The 25764-nt window shown below is 38.5% G+C and carries 21 protein-coding genes and 1 riboswitch; of the genes, 10 read left to right on the top strand and 11 right to left on the bottom strand.

The features are described 5' to 3' along the window. Positions 1 to 127: 127 nt before the first annotated feature. From rarD to DX933_RS14045, 6 genes are all read left to right on the top strand, one after another. Entirely contained in the window at positions 128 to 1033 is a 906-nt protein-coding gene (rarD, locus tag DX933_RS14070) for an EamA family transporter RarD (protein ID WP_123317066.1), read from the top strand. Beyond that, a complete protein-coding gene (locus DX933_RS14065; protein WP_123317065.1) occupies positions 999 to 1439 on the top strand; it encodes a hypothetical protein in 441 nt (146 codons plus the stop codon). The genes rarD and DX933_RS14065 overlap by 35 nt, the downstream gene beginning before the upstream one ends. Positions 1440 to 2219: 780 nt before the next feature. Beyond that, a riboswitch (SAM riboswitch) is annotated at positions 2220 to 2339 on the top strand. A 94-nt stretch (positions 2340 to 2433) separates the two neighbouring features. Further along, a complete protein-coding gene (locus tag DX933_RS14060) occupies positions 2434 to 4167 on the top strand; it encodes a PLP-dependent aspartate aminotransferase family protein (RefSeq protein WP_123317064.1) in 1734 nt (577 codons plus the stop codon). Positions 4168 to 4194: 27 nt separating this feature from the next. Then, on the top strand, positions 4195 to 5244 hold the full coding sequence (gene metX / locus DX933_RS14055; protein WP_223805974.1) for a homoserine O-acetyltransferase MetX: 1050 nt from the start codon (positions 4195 to 4197) through the stop codon (positions 5242 to 5244). A 243-nt stretch (positions 5245 to 5487) separates the two neighbouring features. Then, on the top strand, positions 5488 to 6381 hold the full coding sequence (locus DX933_RS14050) for an SGNH/GDSL hydrolase family protein (RefSeq protein ID WP_123317063.1): 894 nt from the start codon (positions 5488 to 5490) through the stop codon (positions 6379 to 6381). 5 nt (positions 6382 to 6386) lie between these two features. Then, positions 6387 to 7019: a YpmS family protein gene (locus DX933_RS14045; protein WP_123317062.1), complete on the top strand. Its 633-nt coding sequence runs from the start codon at positions 6387 to 6389 to the stop codon at positions 7017 to 7019. Between the two features lie 38 nt (positions 7020 to 7057). Here DX933_RS14045 and DX933_RS14040 read toward each other — a convergent pair whose 3' ends face one another. Continuing rightward, positions 7058 to 8044, bottom strand: coding sequence for a helix-turn-helix transcriptional regulator (locus DX933_RS14040; RefSeq protein WP_223805973.1), 987 nt, complete (start codon positions 8042 to 8044; stop codon positions 7058 to 7060). A gap of 55 nt (positions 8045 to 8099) precedes the next feature. Then, positions 8100 to 8732, bottom strand: a complete 633-nt coding sequence (locus DX933_RS14035) for a hypothetical protein (protein ID WP_123317061.1) — start codon at positions 8730 to 8732, stop codon at positions 8100 to 8102. Positions 8733 to 9299: 567 nt separating this feature from the next. Between DX933_RS14035 and DX933_RS14030 the strand changes: the two genes are divergently transcribed. The 3 genes from DX933_RS14030 (at position 9300) to DX933_RS14020 (ending at position 14240) form a co-directional block, all read left to right on the top strand. After that, entirely contained in the window at positions 9300 to 9968 is a 669-nt protein-coding gene (locus DX933_RS14030; protein WP_123317060.1) for an ABC transporter ATP-binding protein, read from the top strand. Between the two features lie 2 nt (positions 9969 to 9970). Continuing rightward, on the top strand, positions 9971 to 12403 hold the full coding sequence (locus DX933_RS14025; protein WP_190279532.1) for an ABC transporter permease: 2433 nt from the start codon (positions 9971 to 9973) through the stop codon (positions 12401 to 12403). Between the two features lie 205 nt (positions 12404 to 12608). Further along, entirely contained in the window at positions 12609 to 14240 is a 1632-nt protein-coding gene (locus DX933_RS14020; protein WP_123317058.1) for an ABC-F family ATP-binding cassette domain-containing protein, read from the top strand. A 167-nt stretch (positions 14241 to 14407) separates the two neighbouring features. On the opposite strand, the gene DX933_RS14015 is transcribed toward DX933_RS14020, so the two are convergent. The 4 genes from DX933_RS14015 to DX933_RS14000 form a co-directional block, all read right to left on the bottom strand. Further along, positions 14408 to 15352 carry an L-threonine 3-dehydrogenase gene (locus DX933_RS14015; RefSeq protein WP_123317057.1) on the bottom strand — a complete coding sequence of 315 codons (945 nt, stop codon included), beginning with the start codon at positions 15350 to 15352 and terminating at the stop codon, positions 14408 to 14410. A gap of 32 nt (positions 15353 to 15384) precedes the next feature. Then, positions 15385 to 16575 (bottom strand): glycine C-acetyltransferase, encoded by a 1191-nt coding sequence (locus tag DX933_RS14010; RefSeq protein ID WP_123317056.1) that lies wholly within the window; start codon positions 16573 to 16575, stop codon positions 15385 to 15387. Positions 16576 to 16843: 268 nt separating this feature from the next. Beyond that, the gene (locus DX933_RS14005; protein ID WP_123317055.1) at positions 16844 to 17212 is read right to left on the bottom strand and encodes a hypothetical protein; all 369 of its coding nucleotides are present in this window, start codon (positions 17210 to 17212) and stop codon (positions 16844 to 16846) included. A gap of 137 nt (positions 17213 to 17349) precedes the next feature. Continuing rightward, positions 17350 to 18141 carry a 3D domain-containing protein gene (locus DX933_RS14000; protein ID WP_123317054.1) on the bottom strand — a complete coding sequence of 264 codons (792 nt, stop codon included), beginning with the start codon at positions 18139 to 18141 and terminating at the stop codon, positions 17350 to 17352. A 620-nt stretch (positions 18142 to 18761) separates the two neighbouring features. On the opposite strand from DX933_RS14000, the gene DX933_RS13995 reads away from it, so the two are divergent. Further along, complete coding sequence (locus tag DX933_RS13995; protein ID WP_123317053.1) at positions 18762 to 19373, top strand: G protein-coupled receptor family protein; 612 nt, start codon at positions 18762 to 18764, stop codon at positions 19371 to 19373. 139 nt (positions 19374 to 19512) lie between these two features. On the opposite strand, the gene opp4C is transcribed toward DX933_RS13995, so the two are convergent. From opp4C to DX933_RS13970, 5 genes are read right to left on the bottom strand one after another with little or no spacing between them, the layout of a single operon-like run. After that, complete coding sequence (opp4C, locus tag DX933_RS13990; RefSeq protein WP_123317052.1) at positions 19513 to 20412, bottom strand: oligopeptide ABC transporter permease; 900 nt, start codon at positions 20410 to 20412, stop codon at positions 19513 to 19515. Between the two features lie 14 nt (positions 20413 to 20426). Further along, the gene (gene opp4B, locus DX933_RS13985; protein WP_123317051.1) at positions 20427 to 21392 is read right to left on the bottom strand and encodes an oligopeptide ABC transporter permease; all 966 of its coding nucleotides are present in this window, start codon (positions 21390 to 21392) and stop codon (positions 20427 to 20429) included. 57 nt (positions 21393 to 21449) lie between these two features. Then, positions 21450 to 23192, bottom strand: coding sequence for an oligopeptide ABC transporter substrate-binding protein (gene opp4A, locus DX933_RS13980; protein WP_123317050.1), 1743 nt, complete (start codon positions 23190 to 23192; stop codon positions 21450 to 21452). Between the two features lie 33 nt (positions 23193 to 23225). After that, positions 23226 to 24245: an ABC transporter ATP-binding protein gene (locus DX933_RS13975; RefSeq protein ID WP_123317049.1), complete on the bottom strand. Its 1020-nt coding sequence runs from the start codon at positions 24243 to 24245 to the stop codon at positions 23226 to 23228. Beyond that, a complete protein-coding gene (locus DX933_RS13970; RefSeq protein ID WP_123317048.1) occupies positions 24242 to 25273 on the bottom strand; it encodes an ABC transporter ATP-binding protein in 1032 nt (343 codons plus the stop codon). Before DX933_RS13970 ends, DX933_RS13975 begins: the two co-directional genes overlap by 4 nt. Positions 25274 to 25764: the final 491 nt, after the last annotated feature.

Raw genomic sequence — 25764 nt, 5'->3', positions numbered from 1 at the left:
TCTTTCATTTTAATCGAAATCCCCAGTTATTGAAAGCGGTCCCAATAACATTCTATTGATTTTTTCTCCAATTGCTACTAGAATTGGTTTATTTATTGCACCTACTACAAATTAAAGAAGGTATTTTATGAAACAATCAAACACACAACTTGGCATTTTCTATACGGCAACTGCTTATTTAATCTGGGGTGTCCTTCCTATTTATTGGAAGCTCGTTGACGACGTTCCCGCCGGACAAATTCTTGCCCACCGTATTATTTGGTCATTCTTATTCATGATATGTATCGTCACTATTACCCGTAAGTCCCGAGCTTTTTTGACGGAGGTTCGTGCCATCATGACAGACCGCAAGAAACGAGCCGGAATTACCCTTGCTGCTGTTGTCATTAGTCTAAACTGGCTCGTCTATATATGGGCAGTCAATGCCGGCCATGTGGTGGAAGCAAGCCTGGGATATTACATCAATCCATTGGTCAGCATAGCGATGGGAGTCCTATTTTTAAAGGAAAAACTATCCCAGGTTCAAATTCTTTCTTTTGCACTTGCCGGTGTCGGCGTGATTTATTTAACCTTCAGCTTTGGTGTGTTTCCATGGATATCCTTTGTGCTAGCCCTAAGCTTCGCACTTTATGGACTGTTAAAAAAAACAGTCGATATTTCCGCCATGTTCGGCCTTACTGTCGAAACGATGATTGTATTTCCAATTGCGTTGATTTATTTATTTGCACTGCCAAACCAATCGATAACATTTGATTGGAGCCTTTCAACAACAAATATATTACTCATTGGAACAGGAATCGCAACAGCCGTTCCTCTACTGCTATTTGCCTTTGGTGCCAAAATCATTCCGATGGTCACCCTCGGCTTCTTACAGTACATTGCGCCAACACTCATGCTCATCATCGGTGTGTTTATGTACCACGAAGTATTCACAACCGCTCATCTCATTGCATTTATTTGCATCTGGACCGCATTGATGATGTATATGGGATCCATTTATGCAACCGCCAGAAAAACACGAAGACGACAATGATCCCCCAGGTAGGCGAGACAGGAATCTTTTGATTCGAGTGGTGAGCGAAACGAATTTTCGGATGGTTCCAGTGGATTTTTTGATTCGGACGGCAGACGAAGCGATTTTTCGGTTGACTCCAGTGGATCCTTTGATTCGGGTGGTGAGCGAGACGAATTTTCGACTGATTCCACTGGATTTTTTCACTCGACTGGTTGGCGAGACGAATTTTCCGATGACTCCAGTGGATTTTTTCACTCGAATGGTGGGCGAAGCGAATTTTTCGATGATTCCAGTGGATTTTTTCACTCGAATGGCGGGCGAGGCGAATTTTTCGATGATCCCATTGGATTTTTTCACTCGACTGGAGGGCAAGGCGAATTTTGGGATGGCTCCATTGGATCACTCGGCTTCGTGTTGCGTTTAAAATTCCAATGAGTCATCGGGATTTTTTGACGGTTCCTCCATTTGCGTTTAGTTTTCTGCTGCCCCGCCAGGATTTTTTGACGGTTCTTCCATTTGCGTTTAGTTTTCTGCTGTCCCGCTAAGATTTTTTAACGGTTCTCTCGTTTGCGTGTAGTTTTCTGCCTCACCGCCAGGATTTTTTGACGGTTCTTCCATTTGCGTTTAGTTTTCTGCTGTCCCGCTAAGATTTTTTAACGGTTCTCTCGTTTGCGTGTAGTTTTCTGCCTCACCGCCAGGATTTTTTGACGGTTCCTCTATTTGCGTTTAGTTTTCCACCTCCAGAGCAGGATTTTTTGACGGTTTCTCCATTTGCGTTTAGTTTTCTGCCTCACCGCCAGGATTTTTTGACGGTTCCTCCATTTGCGTAAAGTTTTCCGCTTCCAGAGCAGGATTTTTTAACAGTTCCACCGTTTGCGTGTAGTTTTCTGCTGTCCCGCCAAGATTTTTTGACGATTCCTCCGTTTGCGTTTAATTTTCCGCTGCCCCAGCAAGTTTTTTAAACGGTTCAGGGTTCATCTTTTCATTTCAGCCAGTCACGGTCACAAAACGATCCGCAAGATTTTATCACTCACAGGGCTATCCTCCGAAAATCATTCCAAGAATAAAAATAATCTACCTTAGTTCATACATCCCTGCTACAGCGCTTCCCCAACGCCCCCCACTCCCTATTTATCAAAAAGAAAAACAATTTATAGTTGACAGACAAATCATAATCATTATATAATAACGATTAAATTTAAAACTCTTATCCAGAGTGGCGGAGGGAATAGGCCCTGTGAAGCCCGGCAACCAAAAAGTGAGGAATGACTTACTTTTAAGGTGCTACATCCTACAGATCAGGTATTGGTCTGGAAGATAAGAGGAGGATCGTTGTACATACGCCCTCTTCTTAGGAAGAGGTCTTTTTATTTTCTCCTCTTCCTCCAGATCCCAAATAAAAGGAGGAACGATGAACGATGACAAATTTTTCATTTCAACACCCAAATACAGTGCTGCTTCACGGTGGGCAGCAACCAGATCCGACGACAGGTGCAAGGGCGGTACCGATTTATCAAACGACATCCTTTGTATTTAATGATACGGAGCATGCGCAAAATCTTTTTGGACTAACGGAGCCGGGGAATATTTATACGAGAATCGGAAACCCGACTGTAGATGCATTTGAACAGCGTGTCGCTTTGCTTGAGGATGGCGTGGCTGCAGTTGCAGCATCCTCAGGAATGGCTGCGATTACACTAGCAATCCTAAACCTCGCCGGTGCGGGTGATGAGATTATTGCGGATAGTAATTTATACGGAGGTACTTTTAATTTATTTGCGAATACATTGCCAAACTATGGTATTGACGTGAAGTTCGTGGACGGCACGGATTTAGAACAAATTCGTCAGGCAATTACCCCAAAAACGAAAGCTATTTTTGCGGAAAGTATAACTAACCCAAGTCTATATGTATTTGATGTCGAGGAAGCGGCAAAGATTGCCCATGCGCATAACATTCCGCTTATTATTGACAATACGTTTGCACCGTATTTTTTCAAACCGCTTACTTGGGGTGCAGATATTGTTATCCACTCCGCTACCAAATGGATTGGCGGTCATGGAACGGCAATCGGTGGTGTCATAGTAGATGGTGGACGCTTCAATTGGAATCATGAACGTTTCCCAGCGTTTACCACACCAGATGAAAGCTATAATGGGTTGCGCTATGTAGATGCAGGTCCACAAGCATTTGCTATTAAACTACGGGTGCAGCTTTTACGGGATATTGGAGCATGTCTCAGCCCACAAAATGCCTTTACCTTCTTACAGGGCCTGGAAACTCTGCATTTGCGTATTGAAAAACATGCCAAAAACGCGGAAGAAACAGCTGCGTTTCTAGCTGATCATCCAGCAGTCGAGTGGGTAAATTATCCTGGTCTACCTGACCACCCATCACATCAGTTGGCCAAAAAATATTTCAATCAAAGCTTTGGGTCTATGATTACTTTTGGAATTAAAGGTGGCCGTGAAGCTGGCCGACGCGTTATTGATGAAATAAAGCTTTGGTCTCACGTTGCAAATGTTGGGGATGCCAAATCGCTTATTATTCATCCAGCAACAACAACACACCAACAGTTAAGTGCTGAAGACTTGAAGAAAAGCGGCGTATCAGAAGAATTAATTCGTTTGTCGATTGGCTTAGAGTCAACGACAGACATTTTAAGAGATTTAGATCAGGCCATTGCAAAAGCGACAGGTGAATCCAGAGTATTAGAAGAAACAGAAGCTGATGTCATTAGCTGGTTACTAGAATCGCCGTTTGACAGAAGTGCTGGTGCACCACGTAGAAAGACAATTGTCACTTATGACGCTGTCACAGAAGGGTTGGACCCACTTAAACGTGCGGGTTTTGACATCATTACAATTGGAAATACCGCAAATCAATCCGACACAGTGTATGCTACACTAGCTGAGGTGTCGAACGAAATAGATGTCGTATTATTAGCGGATAATTCACTTTCAGAAGAGGTTGTTCAAGCAGCCATTCAAAAACAAGTTAAAATTATTTGGACAGAGCAAGCAAACACCGACCAAGACCTATTATCTAAGGCAAAGGCAGAAGGTATATCAGTTATTTCGAATCACCAGCTCGTTGAAGCATTTGAACAGCAACGCAATCCAAATTGGAAGCCAGCGCTCATAAAGGCATAAGTAAAAATACTAGAAGGGAGCGGGTTCATGATGATTAGCCAGCAAACTAAAACCACAACTGCTGATATTTCCATCGGTTCATTTACGTTAGCATCCGGAGCGGTTTTGGAGGATGTCACACTACGTTATGAGCGGGTAGGTCCTAGCGATGCACCTGTTATTCTCGTGTGTCATGCTTTAACAGGAAACCATCTGACTGTCGGAACCGAAGCAGAACCTGGTTGGTGGAGTGGTCTCATTGGACCCGGAAAAACGATTGACACAGCGCATTATCAAGTCATTACCTTTAATGTATTAGGTGGTTGTAGTGGGTCAACTGGTCCTGCTTCCCTCCAGCCTAATGGGAAGCCATATCGTTCTAACTTTCCCTCGGTTACCATTCGTGACATGGTTCGCGCCCAGCATGGAGCATTGCAAAAGCTCAATATCCAGCATATTGACACGGTTATTGGCGGCTCATTAGGTGGGATGCAAACCTTGGAATGGGGATTGCTGTTTCCGGAGGCAGTGAACAAACTCATTGTATTGGCAGCAACCCCTGCTTTATCTGACTATGGAATTGCATTTAATCACATTGCAGCAGCTGCAATTCAAAATGATCCATCCTGGAATAATGGTTATTATTTACCTAATCAGCAGCCAAATGGTCTGGAAATCGCTAGAATGATTGGTATGGTCACTTATCGCAGTGCAGAGCTTTTTTCGGCGCGGTTTAATCGTGATAAAACTGGGGATGCATATGCCATTTCTTCTTATCTAAATTATCAAGGTGAAAAACTTGCAGACCGATTTGATGCGAATAGCTATCTATGTCTGCTTGATGCCATGAATCATCATGACATCGGTGCCGGGCGTAAGAGTTGTAATAAGGCCTTAGCTAGTTTGCAACTTCCTGTTCTAACGATTAGCTATGAAAAAGATCTCATATATCATCCCGAAACCATCAAAGATTTTTCCAGTGTGCTGCCACATGCAACGTACCATCATGTGAACACTATTTTCGGCCACGATGGTTTTCTAACAGAATATGATAAATGGGCAGGATACATTGAACAATTCTTACAATTCGATATTTGAAATAGAAGATTAAAAACTTGCGATTGTCTTCATTCGTCGCAAGTTTTTTTGTGGAATAAAATCTCTCAATGGCAAAAGCACACAAATCCCCAACTGTTGAACTCAATTTCCCTATTGGGATAATCGTAATGAATACGTTATAATGGAAATTATCCTTTTTAAATCAATTAGAGTAGGGTAAACATATAATTAATGTAAGATAATCGGTTTTTTGTGGAATATTTCAACTTGGGTGTGGTTAACATGAAGAAAGCGGCTCTCATCATAGCAGCAGTCTTGATTGCAATTATTGGAGCAGCCTTATTATTTTATCTGGTCAATGATTCTAAGGATGTGCCAAAAACGGCTCATCCGAAGCAACCATCTACGGAAGAAGATCAGGATACGGAAGCAAACGAGGATATAGACAAAAGCACAGAGCCACCAGAAGAGGAAGAAGGGCAATCTCTTCGTACACTACTTCGCGGTGCAGTACAAAGTGCATTTGAATTTTTTACCAATAAAGAAACGTCCATAGTAGCCATCGGTGATTCACTCACAGAAGGAGTCGGCGATAGTACCGGTCAAGGCGGCTATGTTGGCATCCTCGACCGTACAATTAATGAGCGTGCACAGCTCGTACAATTCAATAATTTCGGCCGACGAGGCGACCGAACAGATCAATTACTTACCAAGCTTGAACTGCCCCAGGTTATCGAGGCAATAGAAGATGCAGATATGGTGCTCATTACTATTGGCGCAAATGATATTATGCAAGTCGTGAAAGAGAACTTCTCTAATTTAACTTATAATCAATTTGCCCAAGAGCGAATCGGATATGAAAGCAGATTGGAAACCATTTTCCAAACCATTCGCGATATCAATAAGGATACTAGCATTTATTTAATTGGGTTCTATAATCCTTTTACAAAATACTTTCCAGAAATTAAAGAGCTGGGACTGATTGTCGATGATTGGAATCAAACGGGAAAAAAGATTACAGAGGAATTCGACGATGTACATTTTATTCCGACAAAGGATCTCTTTTTGGATGCAGATGTCGAATTATTCGCTGATGATCATTTTCATCCAAATGATGAAGGATATCAAAGAATGGCAAAACGCGTGCTGGAATACTTAACAGAACAAGAAAGGTGAGCTGTATGCAATTGAAAAAAACAAATCATAAATGGAAGCGTATGTTTATCATCCTGCTCACATGTAATATCTTGGTTGTCGCTGTTCTTGCAGTACTTCTATTTTGGCCAGTTTCAAAAACGAAGGTCCCTGAGCCCTATGTTCCCCCTGAACAGCAAAGCTCGGAATTCACCATACGTACCACAAAGGAAAACTTAAATGATCTTGTGAATGCTTATTTGGATAAACTATTAAAGGATACACGACATCAATATACAGTCTCCTTGGAGGATGACGTGCACCTTATTGGAGAGCTGCCAGTTTTCTCTAGTACTGTTCCATTATCTATTCATTTGGAGCCAGTCGTACAGGATAATGGGGACGTTGTGCTAAAACAGCGCTCGATATCGATTGGGCTATTGGAATTACCGAATAAAAAAATCATGGAATATATAAAAAAGTATTTACCGATGCCTGAGTGGGTCATTGTCAATCCAAAGGAAGAAGAGATCTATGTGGCTGTAACGAAAATGGATATTAAGAGTAACTTTGAGGTTACAGTAGATCATATTGATTTAGAAGCAAATAATTTAGCATTTAAAATAAAAGTTCCCTATGCAACGCTTGGCATCGACCCACCCTATCCATTAGAAAAATAAAGATAAGGCTCCCCTTTTATTCGTTGGGGAGCCTTATTTCATGCTTCATACAATGCTTTCATTTCATTGATTTCTTCTTGCATTCTATCTCGTAAATAATTGGGAGATAAAACAGTCGCTTTCGTCCCTAATGAAAGTATCCAATTGACCAAGCCATCCGAATACTTTGCCTTCGTATGAAGAATGAAATGCGTTGTTCCATCCTTCCTAATATCTGCTTGATGGCCAAAGCGATCTAACACGACATTGACCAGGTCGTTATGAAAACGAATCTGTATACGAATCTCATCGCCTGAGAACATCAAAAAGCTTTGATCAACATATTCCTGCAAATGAAATTCCCGCCTCGTAAAACCACATTCTTCTATCTCAATATTACGAATACGATCTAAACGATAATGTCGCATTTCATCCGTTTCAATAAATCGGCCAATCAAATAATAATTATCATTTTGCCAAATTAAAGCATATGGCTCCACACGGTACTGTTCTCCGTCGCGACCATATTCAAATTCTTTTTCCACATTGTATTTACCATAATGATAAGCCAGCACTTTCCGATCAGAAATCGCCTGGTGTACACGATCAATATTCAGCTTCACCAATTCATAATCCATATTGGCAGACTGGCTGAATAGCACAGGGTTCGGAAAGGTTTTTGCGATATGCTTGCTCGTTAGCTGCTTCAGTTTTTTGATCAAATGCTTCTTTTCTTTCGTCGTAATAAATCGTGCGGATAAAACTGCATCGATAATGAGTCGCAGTTGATATGTTTCAAAAAGTCGGGATTGATGACTATATAATAGTTTTCCGTACTTCCCTTTATTTTGAATGACTTCAAAGTCCATATCATCCAAGAGCTCCATGTCTTTGCGAAGGGTTCGCTTATCAAAGGTCGATTCTGGAAACACCTGCTTTAAATGTTCCGCTAGATCTTTAATACTTAGCTCATTATTTTCATCCGTATTATCAAATAGAATTTGCTTCAGCTGCAAAAGCCGATAGCTATTCCCCCGCTCCATCATTCTATTTCCTCCTAACATAGACAAAAAAAGAGCAGCACATGATTCGTACAGCTCCTTATCGTATCACAAACTGCTTTACTTTCTTGGACAATGTAAAGAACATCGAAGGCTTTGCCAAGACTGGATTGGTTACTTCCGCCAGTGGTTTAAGTTGTACAGCAGTAGCGTCTTCATAATCCTTTAAAATACCTTGATAAATAAGCTGCATGCCAGCATGAGAGCGGATATCACTTGGAGTCGTAAAACAAATCGGCTTCTCGACATGAAATGTACGTAAATCCCGTAATACCCAAGCAACAAACTGGGAACAGAAAAAAGCATGTTTACGATTTATCTCTATATTAAATAAAATTCCTATTAAACCAATAAAATTATATTTATAATGACACTTTTCCGCTTCAATCTGCTTAATTCTAGTCATAATCTGTTCTAACTCAGCTTCAGAAAAATAAAATTTATAAACTGCACACCGAGCATTTTTTAAAAACTTTCCACGTACATCCTCTCGAACAAATCCGCCACTAAACGGGTTCTGAGGTTGTATCCTGCCGAAGCTATACACTTCACGAAGATCAGCATCCATGGCAATCGATACATGATTCAATGATTGATTGGTAAAATAATTGATAAGCCGAGATAAATACGTTCCAGTATCTGTAAATATAAAATAAATAGCCTTATCCCTCATAACATTCCCCCTCACTGCGCTTCGCTTGATCTTTTTCTCTCTATTCAAAAGCTGCCCAGCCTCACTAAAAGACCAATACACGTATATCCTATCCGTTTGCTGTTGCAATGATTACTTGATGTTAACACGTGGCTATAATCAAACTTTACCCAAAAACAGCACAACATACAAGTGTTTTTTCGAATGTTGGAAATATATTGGAAGCAATTGACAATAAAAGCTAACGATTTATTCCTTTTTTTCATAATTACAAGCCGGGTCCAATTGTTGGACTAGTACAGAAAGTAGAGATTTTATTTACCCATTCAATGGGGATATAAAATTAATTTTGTTAAAAAGTTTAACATTACCGATAGTAAATTATATGAACTTTATTCTCTAATTGCTTATATGACCTAACAATCGAACTAACAGTAAGCTATAATAGCTTATATGACCTAACAATCGAACTAACAGTAAGCTATAATAGCTTTTATAATAGGAATAAGACAATATGACTAATAGCTTTATGCACACAATATTTTTAATTTTAAAATTATAATCACACATTTGTATGGAGGAATACATTTGCGAAGTATTTTAAAAGCCAACCAATTAATAAAAACGTATGACAGGAATTCAAATCATGAAGTTGTTAAGTCAATTACACTATCGGTAAAAGAAGGAGACATACATGTTATTCAAGGGAGGAGCGGATCTGGTAAATCTACCTTATTAAGTATGTTAGGCGGAATGGAAACTCCCACGAGTGGTAAAGTATATTATAAAGATGCGTCCTTTTACGACCTAACTGAAGAACAACAAGCTAACATCAGGGGAGAAGCTTTCGGATTTGTATTTCAGTCATTAAATTTGATTCCAGAATTTACAGTATTGGAAAACATAGAACTACCATTACAATTTATAAATAATAAAAACAAAAAATGGGATACGGAGGAATTGGCACGTGTTTTGGAAATTGAAAAACATCTGCAAAAGAAACCTTATGCTCTATCTGGTGGAGAACAGCAAAGGGTTGCACTAGCACGCGCATTAATTACTTCTCCTAAAATATTATTTGCCGATGAACCAACAGGAAACCTGGATCCCTCAACTACAAAAGTCATCATAGAATTACTGACAGGTTTAAATCAAAACCAAGGACTTACATTAATTGTGGTAACTCATGAGAAAGAATTGTTTCAACACCCCCACCGCTTGTATGTCATGCAGAATGGCAGGTTAAAGGAGTCATGAGTATGTTTCATTTTGGACAGAAGCTATTATTCGCAAGAAAAAGATGGTTGTTTCTTGCGACATTTTCCATTGCAATTATTATGGCTTCCACCATCTCTATTTTTACTTCTTCAGAGGCAATAAAAGCCAGTTTACAAGAAAACGCTTATCAATTATATGGTGAACATTCTGGTGTGCTAATTGGTATAGATGCTACAAAGGAGGAAGTTAGTGCTAAAACAGATGGGGCAGGACAATATCAAATAGTTAATCAATACGAGATTGATGTAAACAAAACAGCTACAATTGGATGGATGGATAAGGATGCGTTGCAATTAGGTCACATAGACTTACTCGAAGGAAGCTTTCCCATCGATGAAAATGAGGTCGCTATTGAATCATCGTATTTATATTTGATTGATCCCAATTGGAAGGTTGGGGAGGAGAAAAGTCTGCATCTCAATAACCAAGATGTTAATGTACTATTAACTGGGATTGTGAGAGATTATTCCGCAAAATGGTCCGTGCCATATGATTTAGATATAGGCAGAAATGATTTCCCGAATATATTCATCTCACAAAAACACGTAGACCGTGGGGAGACAAATTTTCTTTTTAAATTTAATGGAAATAAAAATAAAGTTGAAAAAAGATCACGGGAATTTTTAGAGCCATATACCATGAGCGGTTTTATTAATCAAAAATTATTATTTGAAGGGTTAATAGATTTTAATACAATTTCAACTTCAGCATTTATATTCCAGACACTTATCATAATTACCTCAATATGCTGTGTCTTTACGTTGTTTTCATACCTTCATTCAAATCAGCGGAAAAATATTGCTGTATTAAGATCAGTAGGAGCAAAGAAAGAGGATATCTTCAGAATATATATATCGCAATCTATTATTATTTTTTTCTTTAGCCTATTGCTATCCTTGCCCTTACAAGTTATCTTTTACCATGGTATTATCAAAAGTTCTTTTATTCAAAATAATTTTTCTGGAATCAATATTGTTTTTATGATAACTGTAATTACCATTTGGCTTGCTATAATTTTCTTCATTATACTAGGTAATTCTATTTATTCGATAAGAAAAATTGACCAATACTCCACGAACGAATTACGACGGGAAGATTTTCAAATAAAACATTTAAAAGGCTGGATAGCAAAAATTAAATCCTTTGCAATAACACAGTTCGCGTTGCAAATATTAGAATATCCCAAAAAGGTTATATTAGCCTTATCCACTGTTGTATTTAGTATATTAATGGTTTTATTTTCTATTTATCTACAAAATGAGTCTGCGGGGATTTGGGAAGCTGATGAAGACTATTTTCTGTCGGCAAGCGAGTTCACGATGATGGATCAAGTGGAGCATCTGGATATGTTAATAAATAAAGCATCTTTTTTCTCACGAGAGGATGTAGAGAAACTTGAAAAAACTTCTGGCATTTCATATATAAATAAAACTCCTTTCATGATGGATATTCATCCATTAATTAGTTCAAATATTGTCACGCCTGCAATTCAAGATTGGATTCGCCAATTTAATCCGGAAAAACATAAATATCATAAACAACTCATTATACCTCATGTGAAGTACGTGTTAATAAATGAACAAAACTTTAATGAATTATATGTAAACAATGATTACCAGGATTTTAAGGGAAAGATTATCATTTCTCCTCCCTCTGAATCTCGTAATCCTAACGATTCCCTAATAGGGGAGCATTTAAGCTTTGTTAGAAAATCTCAAGGTTCAGGCGAAGAAATTACAACACAGGAATGGACATTTGAAGTATACGATGTTATTTCAGGCAACAATTCCAACTTAGCATTTCTTACGGATCAATCCAATGCACTTACGATAATCATGGATGAACAAACTGCCTTTGACCATAATCTTTTACCAGGTTATCTAGAGCTAACGATTTTTACAGATGATGCATTATCTAATAAAGATGCTAAACATATAGATGAGCTTATTCAACGTATGTCATCTCTTATGCCCGGTAGTTTATATCAAAATTTAAATGACTTTAGGGAAGAAGATACCAAAATTTCTTTTTATGTTGGCTATTTAGGAAAGCTAGCCTATGCTGTCTCAATTACCCTTACTGTCATTAGTATCATTGTAATTTTTTTTAGTAAATACCAAAGCCAAAAAAGACGGTGGGGGATATATTTATCATTGGGAATGACAAGAAAGCAAGTATTCCAATATCTTATATTGGAAATGATTATTTATATTGGAAGTGCGATTGTCATCAGTTTATCGATTTTTTTAATTGCGATGAAGTTTCTAGAGCATCTTTATCCAATTCCTTTCTATCTCAAATATTACTGTTTTGTTATTCTATTTTTATATACACTACTCTTAATTGGAAGCATTGTTTTAAATAAGGTGATGAAACGTCAATCTATATTTTCCATGATTAGGGTGGAGGATTAGCACAGATTAAAAAGCTGAAACGAGAACACTTTCGTCCTAGTTACGTCGGCATCAATCCAAAAGAATAACGAGAAAAAAAGATATCGTAAAAGTGAAGTGTAATCGTTTAAAAATATTGTTTGTGTATTTTTTTCACATTGACGAAACCCTTCTTATCCCTTAAGATAAGCATGATTGCATTATTTTGGAGAGGATTTTTCACACAATGATTACCGTTACGAATGTTGGATTACGATATGGAGATAAAAAGCTGTTTGAAGATGTTAATTTAAAATTCACATCTGGTAACTGCTATGGGTTAATTGGAGCAAATGGAGCAGGTAAATCTACCTTCCTAAAAATATTATCAGGTGAAGTAGAGCCACAATCTGGCAATGTATCTTTCACACCTGGGGATCGTCTAGCTGTGTTAAAGCAGGATCACTTTGCCTATGAAGAGCATCAAGTACTGGAAACGGTTTTGATGGGACATGAGCGTTTGTTCCAGGTAAAGGCAGAAAAGGATGCCATTTATATGAAGCCGGACTTTTCCGAGGAGGATGGCATGCGTGCCGCTGAATTGGAAGGTGAATTTGCGGAAATGAATGGCTGGGAAGCTGAGTCAGATGCTGCTGTACTATTGAAAGGTCTTGGCATTGATGAATCCTTGCATAGCCTGCCTATGTCTGAATTGACCGGGGATCAAAAAGTGAAAGTGCTATTGGCACAGGCTTTATTTGGCAATCCGGATATTCTGCTGCTGGATGAGCCGACAAACGGTTTGGATATCCAGGCAATTCAATGGCTGGAGGACTTCTTAATTCACTTTGAAAATACCGTTATTGTCGTTTCACATGATCGACACTTTTTAAATAAAGTATGCACACATATTGCCGATGTTGATTATGGAAAAATACAAGTTTATGTTGGTAACTATGATTTCTGGTATGAATCCAGTCAGCTCGCCTCTAGAATGGCACAAGAAGCGAATAAGAAGAAGGAAGAAAAAATCAAGGAACTGCAAGCATTTATTGCCCGATTTAGCGCGAATGCTTCCAAATCGAAACAAGCAACCTCTCGTAAAAAGTTGCTTGATTCCATTACACTGGATGATATTAAACCATCCTCACGAAAGTACCCTTATATTGCCTTTACCGCTGAGCGCGAGATTGGTAATGATTTGCTGCGTGTAGAAGGGTTGACCAAAACAATTGGTGGCAAGAAAGTATTAGACAATGTCAGCTTTACGATGAATAAGGATGATAAGGTTGCTTTTGTTGGTAAAAATGATATTGCTAAAACGACACTATTCAAAATTCTAATGGGAGAAATGGAACCAGATGCTGGTACCTTTAAATGGGGTGTTACCACTTCCCAATCCTATTTTCCCAAGGATAATGCCGCTTATTTTGAAAACAATGAGCTGCCGCTTGTGGATTGGCTTCGTCAATATTCACCGGAAGATGAAACAGAAACCTTTTTACGTGGTTTCCTAGGTCGGATGCTTTTCTCTGGCGAAGAAGCACTGAAAAAAGCAAACGTGCTTTCTGGTGGAGAAAAGGTCCGTTGCATGCTTTCTAAAATGATGCTCAGCAATGCTAATGTGCTAATTCTAGACGAGCCGACAAACCATTTGGACTTGGAATCCATTACTGCATTGAACAATGGTCTAATCAAATTCAAGGGTTCCATTCTATTCACGTCCCATGACCATCAATTTATTAACTCTATTGCAAATCGGTTAATTGAAATCACACCAGCTGGTATCATCGATAAGGAAATGAGCTATGATGATTATGTACGTGATCACAAACTTCAAGCACAAATTCGTACGATGTATGAAAGTGCCAATGTTTAATAGATAAAAAAATTCCGCGTCCCATTATTGGGAACGCGGAATTTTTTTGATGAAATCATCTTATTCAGGAAGTTTACGTAGATAGATAACGGATGCTCCCCCCACGGATTCGTTCAATGAATAAACCGTGGAGGATGAATGAAAACCCCCACGGTTAAAAATTCATGTTATGACTTTGCTGGTTCGCTTTGCTTAATTTTTTCCAGCATATCCTTTGTCATTGCTGCTATATCATAGTTCGCTTTAAAGCCCCATTCTACAGTAGCTGCCGTCGCATCAATACTATTTGGCCAGCTGTCGGCAATTTTTTGGCGAACCGGATCTACCTCATAATCTATTTGAAAGTCTGGTATATGCTTTTGTATAGCGGCAGCAAAATCCTCAGGTGCTGCAGAAATAGCTGCAATATTAAACGCATTTCTGTGTACGAGTTTTGCAGGATCGGATTCCATCAAATCAATAATTGCTTGTAATGCATCAGGCATATACATCATATCCATATAGGTACCCTCTGCAATATAAGAGGTATACTTCTGCTGTTTCAAAGCCTCATAATAAATCTCAACTGCATAATCTGTCGTACCGCCTCCAGGTGGAGCAACATATGAAATGAGGCCTGGGAAACGAACCCCTCTCGTATCCACTCCAAAGCGCTCATGATAATAATCGCATAGTAATTCACCAGCAACCTTATTTACTCCATACATGGTCGTTGGTCGCTGTAATGTATCCTGTGGTGTTTGATCCTTTGGTGTAGTTGGACCGAATGCACCAATAGAGCTCGGTGTAAAGAATTGCAGCTCCAATTCACGACTAACCTCTAATGCATTCATTAAACCGCCCATATTGATATCCCAGGCACGTTTTGGGTTGGATTCTGCCGTTGCAGAAAGTAATGCAGCTAAATGCATGACTGTGTCGACCTCATACTTTTTAGCCACAGAAAAAAATTGTTCTGGATTTGTAACGTCAAGTACTTCAAATGGTCCCTCATCATTTGCTTCACGAATATCAGTTGCAATCACTTGGTCTGTGCCGTATTGACTACGAAGCTTCGTTACAAGCTCTGAGCCAATTTGTCCCCGGGCACCAGTTACAAGTATTTTTTTCATGTAAAAAAACCTCACTTATCTGTTACAGGATTTTAGATAATATTCATTTCCTTACCAATCTTTTCGTAAATCGCAATGGCATCGTCCAGCATTTCCTTCGTATGTGCTGCAGTCGGCATATTTCGAACACGTCCTGTTCCTTTTGGCACAGTTGGGAATACAATGGACTTCGCATAAACGCCTTCTTCAAACAAACGTTTACTAAATTGCTGTGCATCCTTTTCATCCCCGATAATACAAGGCGTAATTGGTGTTTCACTTTCACCAATATCGAAACCGAGTTCTTTCAAGCCTTTTTTCAAGTAGTTGCCGTTTTCCCAAAGCTGATCTACCAGCCTACTATTTTCCATAAGCATATCAATTGCTTTCGTACTTGCAATTGCATCAGCTGGTGTTACAGCAGTTGAAAATAGGAATGGACGCGCACGTACCTTTAACCAATCAATTAAATTCTTCTTCCCTGCAACATATCCACCAACAACACCTATTGCTTTAGATAAAGTTCCCATTTGGAAATCAATTTTATCCTGAAGGCCAAAGTGCTTCACCGTTCCAGCACCCTCTCCCATTACTCCAGAACCATGCGCATCATCCACATAAGTAATCAGATCAAACTCTTCTGCAATCTCCACGATTTCCGGAAGCTTAGCAACATCACCATCCATCGAAAATACACCATCTGTAATAACCATGATTTTCTTATATTGGCCGGATTCTACTGCTTCCTTTGCTTTATTACGTAAATCTTCCATATTGGAATGCTCAAACGGGATAATCTTGGCACGTGATAAACGACATCCATCAATAATCGATGCATGATTCAATGCATCTGATAAAATAGCGTCATTACGGTCCATTACAGAAGATATAGCTCCCATATTACAATTAAAGCCAGATTGAAATGCAATTGCTGCTTCCGTCCCTTTAAATGCGGCAATCTTCTTTTCCAGCTCCACATGTAAATCAAGTGTTCCATTAATTGTACGTACTGCACCTGCACCAACACCGTGCGTATCAATCGCTTTTTTGGCAACCTGCTTCAATACTTCATCAGTTGCCAAACCAAGGTAGTTATTAGATGATAAGTTAATAAGCTGCTTCCCATCAATTTCAATGGTCGGTCCATTTGCCCCTGTGACCGGATCAATCTCATTATATAACCCCTGATCCCTCAGTTCTGATAGCCCTTCATTCAAAAAAGTATCCAATACGTTGCTTGACATTGTATTGCCTCCCATTTTGTGTAAACGCTTTATAAACAGTTGTCCATACGGGGTGTACAAACGAATGTTATAAAAGCTATATTTGCTAACATTATAGCACACTTCATTATAGATGTTTACTTGAAAAACACATTTATTGCATTATATTTATCATTTACAAGTTTAGCAATTACCATACATTTCCCGTTTAAGGATGGAAACAATCGGGAAAAAGTAAAATATAGAAAAAGGAACAAAAGAAAAATCCTTCTCATGAATTGAAAAGGATTTAGTCTACTTGCTTGGCTTTGTAAACAACACCAATTAGTAATAATAAAGCAGATATAATGGCTAAATAAAGTCCCAGGCTTGCTGTACTGAAGGTTGTTCCCATGAAATTTCCTGACATGTAAAATAGAAAATAAATTAAAAATACAAGTGCAATGATGGCACACAGCATACCAGCAAACGCTTGGACTTTTCGTTTCGCTAGTACCGTATACACCGGATATAAATACAGGATGAGCACGTAGAATCCTTCTTGTGCAAATCCACTCATCCGGACATTTAAAATTTTTGTCCAGGGCAAGAATAAAGAAGCAATAAACAGTATGGTCGCAGTAATGATTAACATACCGCCACGGCCAATTTTTTGCATTGGGATTCTCTCCCTTCCTATTAATATACTATCTATCTTAATTGTTTTATTGGCATTGGTCTACCAATAACGTAAAGGAAAGTGGAAGGGCAAAAAAAAGAGCACCCTTTCAGGTACTCTTTTCGTCGATTATTCATTTATTTGAGGATTGTAACTTTTACAGTACGAACTCCCCAGCTATATGCTTTGTCTTTAGTTGGTACGTGTAGGTCAATCTTATTACCTTTGATTGCACCACCAGTATCACCAGCAATAGCTTCACCATAGCCTTCAACATACACCTTAGAGCCAAGTGGAATAACGCTCGGATCAACAGCAATAACTTTAGCATTTGGATTTGCATTTAAGTCAATACCTGTTGAAGTAACACCTGAGCATCCATCACATTTTGCTGTGTATGCTGTTGCTGTAACTGTCAATGTTTTACCTTCAGATGCTTTATTGGTTGATTCATTTTTAGCGGAAGCTTTCTTAGCAGGCGCTTGTTTTGTAGCCGCCTGTTTTTTAGCAGCTGGTTTTGTTGTTGTAGCTGCTTTGGTCTGTTTTGCTTTCGGCTGTTTTTCTTTTACAGTTTCAGCATTCATTCCCTTAATTTCTAACTTTTGGTCAATGACAATTAAATCGGAATCTAAGTCATTCCATTTTTTTATGTCTTTGACAGATACATCGAATTCTTTCGCGATATCACTTAATGTATCGCCTTTTTCTACTGTATATGTTTCATTGATAAATATCTTTTGTTTTGGATGGATAACTGGATCCTCTAATCCATTCAACTCCATCAAATTATCGACGTTTGTATTATATGCCTCTGCTATGGCCCAAAGGCTATCTCCCTTTTCTACCTCGTATTCCTCCGCTGAAACAGATGTTGCAGCGATGCCAGTAAATATGACACCCGTAGCAAGAGCTGCTACTAATTTTCTCATCGGTTGTCCCTCCTTGAAATTCTGACATTGCCTATGTTAGCACAAGAAAATAGGCAATGCAGTTACAAGACTTTTAAAAGTCCATTACAAGCATTACCAATTCCGCTAGAATTATTACAAGTTTAATAGAATCGTGACAAAAGTCGGATGTTTGACATGGAAAGGACGTAAAGACAACGGTTTGAAATATAAAGCACCATTTTTCTTACAGTATTTGGGACTGGTGACTTAGCAAGAATAAGTATTTTTCCCTTATTTTTGCCTAGTAAAACATAGAAAGTTTTGTCAATCAGCTGCCCTTATTTGGTATAATTAGGTTTGTCGTTGGTTTATAAATGACATATTTGCTTTCTAATCAAATAAAGCTTAAGCCCCATATCATTCTTATTTTTCATTACGGGAATTTTTAATGAAGTTAATTTTTCCACTTTTTTGAAACTATTTATTTATTTTTACGTACTATTATGAAGGGGGATGAGATTAGTGTTGAAAAGAAAAAAGAAGAGACAGCCGGAAAAGTGGATGAATCTATTCGAGTTTTAAATACCGAGACCAAGTTTATTTTTTCTTTTTTAAAAGCACTCATTTAATACTTTTTTTGAAGAATGGAGGGGAATCAATTGTTTAGAAAGAAAGAACCATCAGATTATGCAATCTATTTTCTGGTAATTGGTATTATTGTTTTACTATCCAGCACCTTTGTACCGTTCTTAGTGATCACAATTGGTCAAGACATATTTTATCGACCAGAAGACAGTTTTTGGCTATTTCAGGCCCCGATAACTAGCTACATTATTGTAGGGGTTGCAGTCGCTATAATTGGTGCTATTTTTTGTATTACTGCATACATACTCAGTAAAATGGAATCTCGAAAAGAGAATTGGAAAACTTGGGGGATGATGTCCATTACGATTCCTTCATTAATTGCGATTGGCATGGCAGTTAATCAGTATTATTACTTTAATGACCAAGGGATACATCAAAGTTCACTTACCGGTACCAATGAAGAATTATATGCTTGGTCAGATATGCAAGGAGTATCCTTTATATCAGAGGTTACTGGTTATGTGAAAAAGTTATCCTATATGGAGGTAAAGTTAAAAAACGGTAAAACGATTGAATATCCATTTAATGATGAACTTCGTATGTACCGCGGTCGAATCCAAACTGCATTAGAACAAGTAGGTGTGGAAGTGCAGCATGTGGAAAAACAAGTAGAGGAAGATAATTGATATAAAATTTCAGCTTAACGTTACGATTTAGAACACCCATTTCAATCGACTTGAAATGGGTGTTTAATCTGTGAGTGAAAATTAAAAAACTGCATGTTGATATAGAGGGCTAGCCTTCATTACATCAACATACAGCGTTTTATTTAAATGAACGTGGGTTAAAGGCATCCTTCAAACCTTCCCCAATAAAGTTAATGGAAAGAATGGTAATTGTAATAATGGTTGCGGGTGGCATCCAAATCCACGGTTTATTTTGGAGTACATCTGACTTATTAGCAGACGACAGCATGTTACCCCAGCTCGGTACTTCTTGTGGTACCCCAAAACCTAGGAAACTTAGTCCAGCCTCTGCAATAATCATTCCCGCAAATGTTAAGGTAGCCTGTACAATAATAACCGAAAGCACGTTAGGAAGAAGGTGCTTTACGATAATTTTTGAAGCAGGGGTTCCAATAGATTGCGCTGCAAGAATATATTCATTCTCTTTTTCTGCTAAAATTTTACTACGGACAATTCGGGCTATTCCTCCCCAACTTAGCACACTAATGGTTGCAATAAGTACCCACACACCCGATACCTTATTGAATAAAATCGCATTTAGTACGATAACAAAAATCAAAAATGGGAAGTTTAAAATAAAATCTGTGAAGCGCATCAAGACAGAATCTACAAATCCACCAAAATAGCCAGCTACGGAACCAATTAATGTTCCAATAAAAATTACAATCGCTGTTACAGACATCCCAACTGTTAAGGACACCCTACCACCATAAAGTAACCTAGTAAATACATCTCTGCCACTTGTATCAGTTCCTAGCCAATTTTCCGATGAGGGTGGCAAACCTGAATAGCCAACATTTACTCGACTAATGTCTACTGTTGTAATATAAGGTGCCAAAAAGGATAGAATAATTACAATCAAGAGAAAGGCGGAACTAGTCATGGCAAGCTTATTTTTCAAAAATTTCCTGCGTGCAATTGCCCATGGAGAGGCATTTGTTCTAGGTTGCTTTACTTCTGTTCTTTCAACCGCATTCATGATGTTCCTCCTCTCTATTCCAGACGGATCCGCGGATCCACAATTCCGTATAATATATCAGCGACTAAATTCCCTACAAGAACAAGACATGAAAACATCATGGTAATTGCCATCAAAACAGAATAGTCTCTTGCCTGTACGGAGGTTAAGAACAACTGTCCAATACCTGGATATGTAAAGATAGTTTCTGTAATGACTGCACCACCAATGATGGATACGATATCAAAGCCAAGAAACGTTACGAGTGGAATGATGGAGTTACGCAAAATATGGACATTATAAATCTTACTTTGCGACGTTCCTTTTGCCTTTGCCGTACGAACAAAGTCTTTTCTGCTATTTTCGATGATATCATTCCTTAAAAACTGTGTGTAACTGGCAGTACTGAGCATGCCAAGCACGAGTGCAGGTAAAATTACATGATGAATCCTGCTAAGCCAATATTCCAATGTTCCCTCCTGGACCATAATGTCTACGGAACCATTGGATGGAAACCAGCCTAATTTAAAGGAAAACAGATAAATAGCAAAAACACCAGCAACAAAGGACGGGATTGCCAATCCAAAATAGTTGAAACCACCAATGGCATGGTCACCAAGTGTATATGGCTTTCTACCAGCATAAATTCCCATAATAAATGCCAAAATATATGTAATAACTAGTGAGGCAACTCCAAGGAAGATCGTATTTGGAAGTTTTTCAGCGATGATGGATGAAACCTTCGTTTTATACCGAACCGACTTTCCGAAGTCACCTTGAGCAAAGTCCGTAATCCAACGTATGTATTGTTTATAATAAGGATCATTATAACCAAGTTTCTCGCGCATGTTTTCAATATACTCTGGGTTTGTGTTGGTCGGATCAATTTCTCCACTGAGGGCATCCCCTGGCATAAGCTTTGCCAGGGTAAATACCACAATGGAGATAAGGATCAACATTGGAATCATGCCTAAAATTCTTCTAAGGCTGTATTTCAACATAATGCAGTACTCCTTATCTTATTACGTCATTCATTCGCAACGTAAGTTAATTAGTCTTTATTGTTGAATCCACCACTCATGTGGACTGTTTGTACCAGATACATCCATGGTTACGTTCTGAAGTCGTGAGCTGATAGCTAGAACTTCTTCCAATTCAGCAACTGGAATCATTGGAATGAATTCATTGATATTCTGCTGCCATTCAACGTAAAGTTCTTTACGCTTATCTTGGTCTGTACCAACAATTTCGATATCCAAAGCATCTTCCATTAGCTGGTCATTTTCTTCATCAACCCAACGTGGGAAGTTCCAAACCATATCAGACTGCCATAGTGCTGTCGGGTCTGGATCTGCTCCAGTTGACCAACCACCGAAGAAGACTTCCATGCTATCGTCCCCTTCTTCCAGAAGTGGATAATACAAACCAGAGTCAGTCATTTCAAGTTCTGTTTCCAATCCAACATCATTCCAGTACTGCGTCAACGCTTTTGCACGTGCTTCAAAGTCTGGGTTATCTGTTGCATAGTGACTGAACTTAACAACAAATTTATTACCGTCTGGATCCTCACGGAAACCATCATCGTCTGTATCCACGTAACCAGCATCTTCCAAGATCTGTTTTGCTAATTCAGGATCAAATTCGAAATGATTTTCGAGATCTGCATCATCTGCAGCGATCCAGTGTGCAGAAGGTACAACACGGTTCAAAGATTCACCTAGACCGTAGAAATACTCATCAATCCAAGCTTCACGATCAATAGCGTGTGCCATTGCAAGACGTAGATCTTGGTTCTGATATTTTTCATAATCCATTGTTGCTTTCTTACCATCGTACGATCCCAGTCTAAATCCAACATAATAGTAGCTTAGACCCGGAGCACGCAGTACTTCAGCATTGTCCAAAGCATTAATTTCTTCATAGTTACTTGGGTGGAATGCAGTCATATCGAGCGTACCACCTCTTAGTTCCTCAACAACTAGACTAGGATCGATAACTTTCAAAACAATGCTATCGATATGTGGTTTACCTTGCCAATAATCTTCAAAAGCTTCAAACTGAATAGATTCACCTGGAACAATCTTTGTTACTTTAAATGGACCTGTTCCAACTGGATTTGTACGAACCTGTTCGGATTCAGACATGTCAGCTACTTCCACGCCTTCAAATTCTTTACGAGACATAGGATATGTCCATAGGTTTTCCAAGTTGTTTACACGTGCTTTATCAAATGTAATTTCAATTTCATAATCATTTACAACTTTCAAACCGGAGATGCTGTCTGCCTCACCTTCATGGAAAGCCTCTGCACCTTCAATATTTTTTACGTTTGCATAGCGGGATGCATCATAATCAGGATGTGCGATTGTTTCCAAAGCAAATACCCAATCATCAACGGTTAATTCTTCACCGTTATGCCATTTTACGCCTTCTTTAAACTTAAAAGTAAATACTTTATTATCGTCTGTTTCCCATTCAGCAATATTAGGTACTGGCTTTAATTCATCATCATACTTAATTAGACCATCATCAAAGAAACCAATTACCTCTGCATCTGTTGCAGTACCATAGAAGTTGATGTTGAAAACACCGTCTGGTGCTGAGTCAAGCGCATAAACCAATGTTCCACCTTCTTGCGGCTCCCCATCAGCAGCTTCACCGTCATCACCTTTATTCGTGTCTTCTGTCTTGCCATCATCTTTGCCCTTATCATCGCCATCACCTGAAGAACTAGAGCAAGCGCCTAGTGCTAGTACTAGCGACAAAAGTAATACTAGTAAAAACCATAATTTCTTGTTCAACAAAATTTCCCCCTTTAATATTGTAATTTAAATTTAATCCTCATCATATAAGAGACATGCGACCTGATGGTTAGGCCTCACCTCCTTCAATTGTGGAACAATTTCCTTACATTTAGGCATAGCCACCGGACAGCGTGTATGGAATACACAACCAGAAGGTGGGTTTTGAGGACTAGGAACATCTCCTTGCAAGACGATGCGTTCCTTTTTTAGTGTTGGATCTGGTTCTGGTATTGCGGAGATAAGTGCTTGGGTATAAGGATGCAGCGGCTCCTTATATATTTCTTCGTTATCTCCAACCTCAACCATATTACCAAGATACATTACGCCGATTCTATCACTCATATGCTTCACAACACTTAGGTCATGCGCAATAAATAAATAAGTCAAATTAAATTCATCTTGTAGTTCTTTTAAAAGATTTAGAACCTGTGACTGAATGGAAACATCCAATGCACTGACTGGCTCATCCGCAATAATTAGTTGCGGTTTCAATGCCAATGCTCTTGCAATTCCAATTCTTTGTCTTTGCCCACCTGAAAATTCATGGGGATATTTATAATAGTCACTTTCGCGTAGTCCAACCCGGTTTAATAATGCCATCACTTCCGGCTTCAATTGTTTACTAGATTTTTTATAAAAGTTTCGTAAAGGTTCATCTACGATATGTCCAACCATCATTTTTGTATTTAAAGATGCATATGGATCTTGAAACACCATCTGAAACTTTTCGCGAAATTTACGCAGTTTAGCTCCACTAAGTTTCGTTATATCATTGCCATCAAAAATAATTTTTCCTTCTGTAACGTCCGTTAATCTTAAAATTGTTCTTCCTGCAGTAGACTTACCGCAGCCGGATTCACCAACAAGTCCAAAAGTTTCTCCTCGTTTTAAGGATATAGAAATATCATCAACCGCCTTCACATCTCCAACCTTCCTCTTGAAGAATCCAGCATGAACGGGATAATATTTCTTTAAATTTATAATGTCAACAAGAACGTCATCTTTCGTTTCCTGTTTAGGTTCTTTCACGGTATCCAATTGCTTGGTCATTGCTTTACTTCCTCCTTTTTCGAGGTCTTATCTGGGTAGCAAGCATCATAAAGAAGGCATCGAGTTTGATGTCCATTTCCAACATCAGCAAGCTGTGGGGTGATCTTCGTACAATCTCCAAATGCTTTAGGACATCTGTCAGCAAAACGACACCCGACTTTAGGCATATTTTCTAAAGAAGGAACAACCCCTCCAATTGTATTTAGCTTATCTGTCACTTCATCCATTCTTGGTATACTTTGCAGCAAGGATTCGGTATATGGATGTGACGGATTCGCAAATAGCTCCGTAACTACTCCAGATTCCACTATTTGTCCTGCATACATGACAAGAACACGGTCTGCCATTTCTGCTACAACACCAAGATCATGGGTAATTAACATGATTGCCATATCTTCTTTTTCTTGGATATCCTTCAAAAGATCTAGAATTTGCGCTTGAACTGTTACATCTAGTGCAGTCGTTGGTTCATCCGCAATGAGTAATTTAGGGTGAATAGCTATTGCCATAGCAATCATAACCCTTTGCCTCATACCACCAGATAGCTGATGTGGGTATTCATCAATAATTCTCTCTGGTCGGGATATTCCGACTTCTTTTAATAGTTCAATTGCACGCTCTCTCGCTGCTTTCTTAGAAATTTTCATATGGTTAAATAATACTTCTTGCAATTGATAACCAATAGTAAAAACCGGGTTTAATGCCGTCATTGGCTCCTGGAATATCATTGCGATATCCTTACCCCGGACCTTTCGCATTTGCTTATCCGACTTTTTCACTAGGTCATTACCTTCAAAAAGAATTTCTCCGTCACTTATTTTAGAGTTCATTTCAGGTAGTAGTTTCATAATGGACAAACTCATAACACTCTTACCACAACCAGATTCCCCTACGACACAGACAACTTCTTTTCTTTTCACGTCAAAACTGACACCCGCTACTGCATTATGTAATTCATTATTTATAAAGAAACCTGTATGTAAATTTTCAACTTTGAGCAGATTGGTGTCTTGATGCTTTGTTGTCAACTGCTCTCCCCCTCTCCAAAAATGAAGCAAATTGTTTTCTTTCTTTAAAAATTCCAACAATTTACGGTTAATTTATGTATTGTTAATCATCTGACACGAGACTGTAATATAATAGCAATTTTTTAAAGTATATATTATTTTCTGTAACTTTACAAGGTCTTTTTTACATTTTTGGATGCCCGCCCCGAATTGAACATGGCGCGATTTATAGACAAATATAGCAGTTTCAAGGCTTCACAGCCCCATGTCTAATTAACCAGTCCTTTTTACATCTTTTTATGTGATGTATGACAATTTACCTGTTTTACAGTCTTGTACCATAACAATTTTAAATGTTTTAACCGACATTCATCATTTAAAAGCAACGAAAAACCTGTAAGCGTTTACAATTATCGTGCGAATCTTATTATAAGTGAAAGTTGTACTAGATTTCAAGTCTATTTTTTCCATTCTAATAATAATTTGTTATTTACGCCTGCTGCTAGTAGGGT

Source organism: Ornithinibacillus gellani, from assembly GCF_003730295.1.
GTDB classification, from domain to species: Bacteria; Bacillota; Bacilli; order Bacillales; family Amphibacillaceae; genus Ornithinibacillus_A; species Ornithinibacillus_A gellani.
This window is presented reverse-complemented; position numbering and strand designations above follow the sequence as displayed.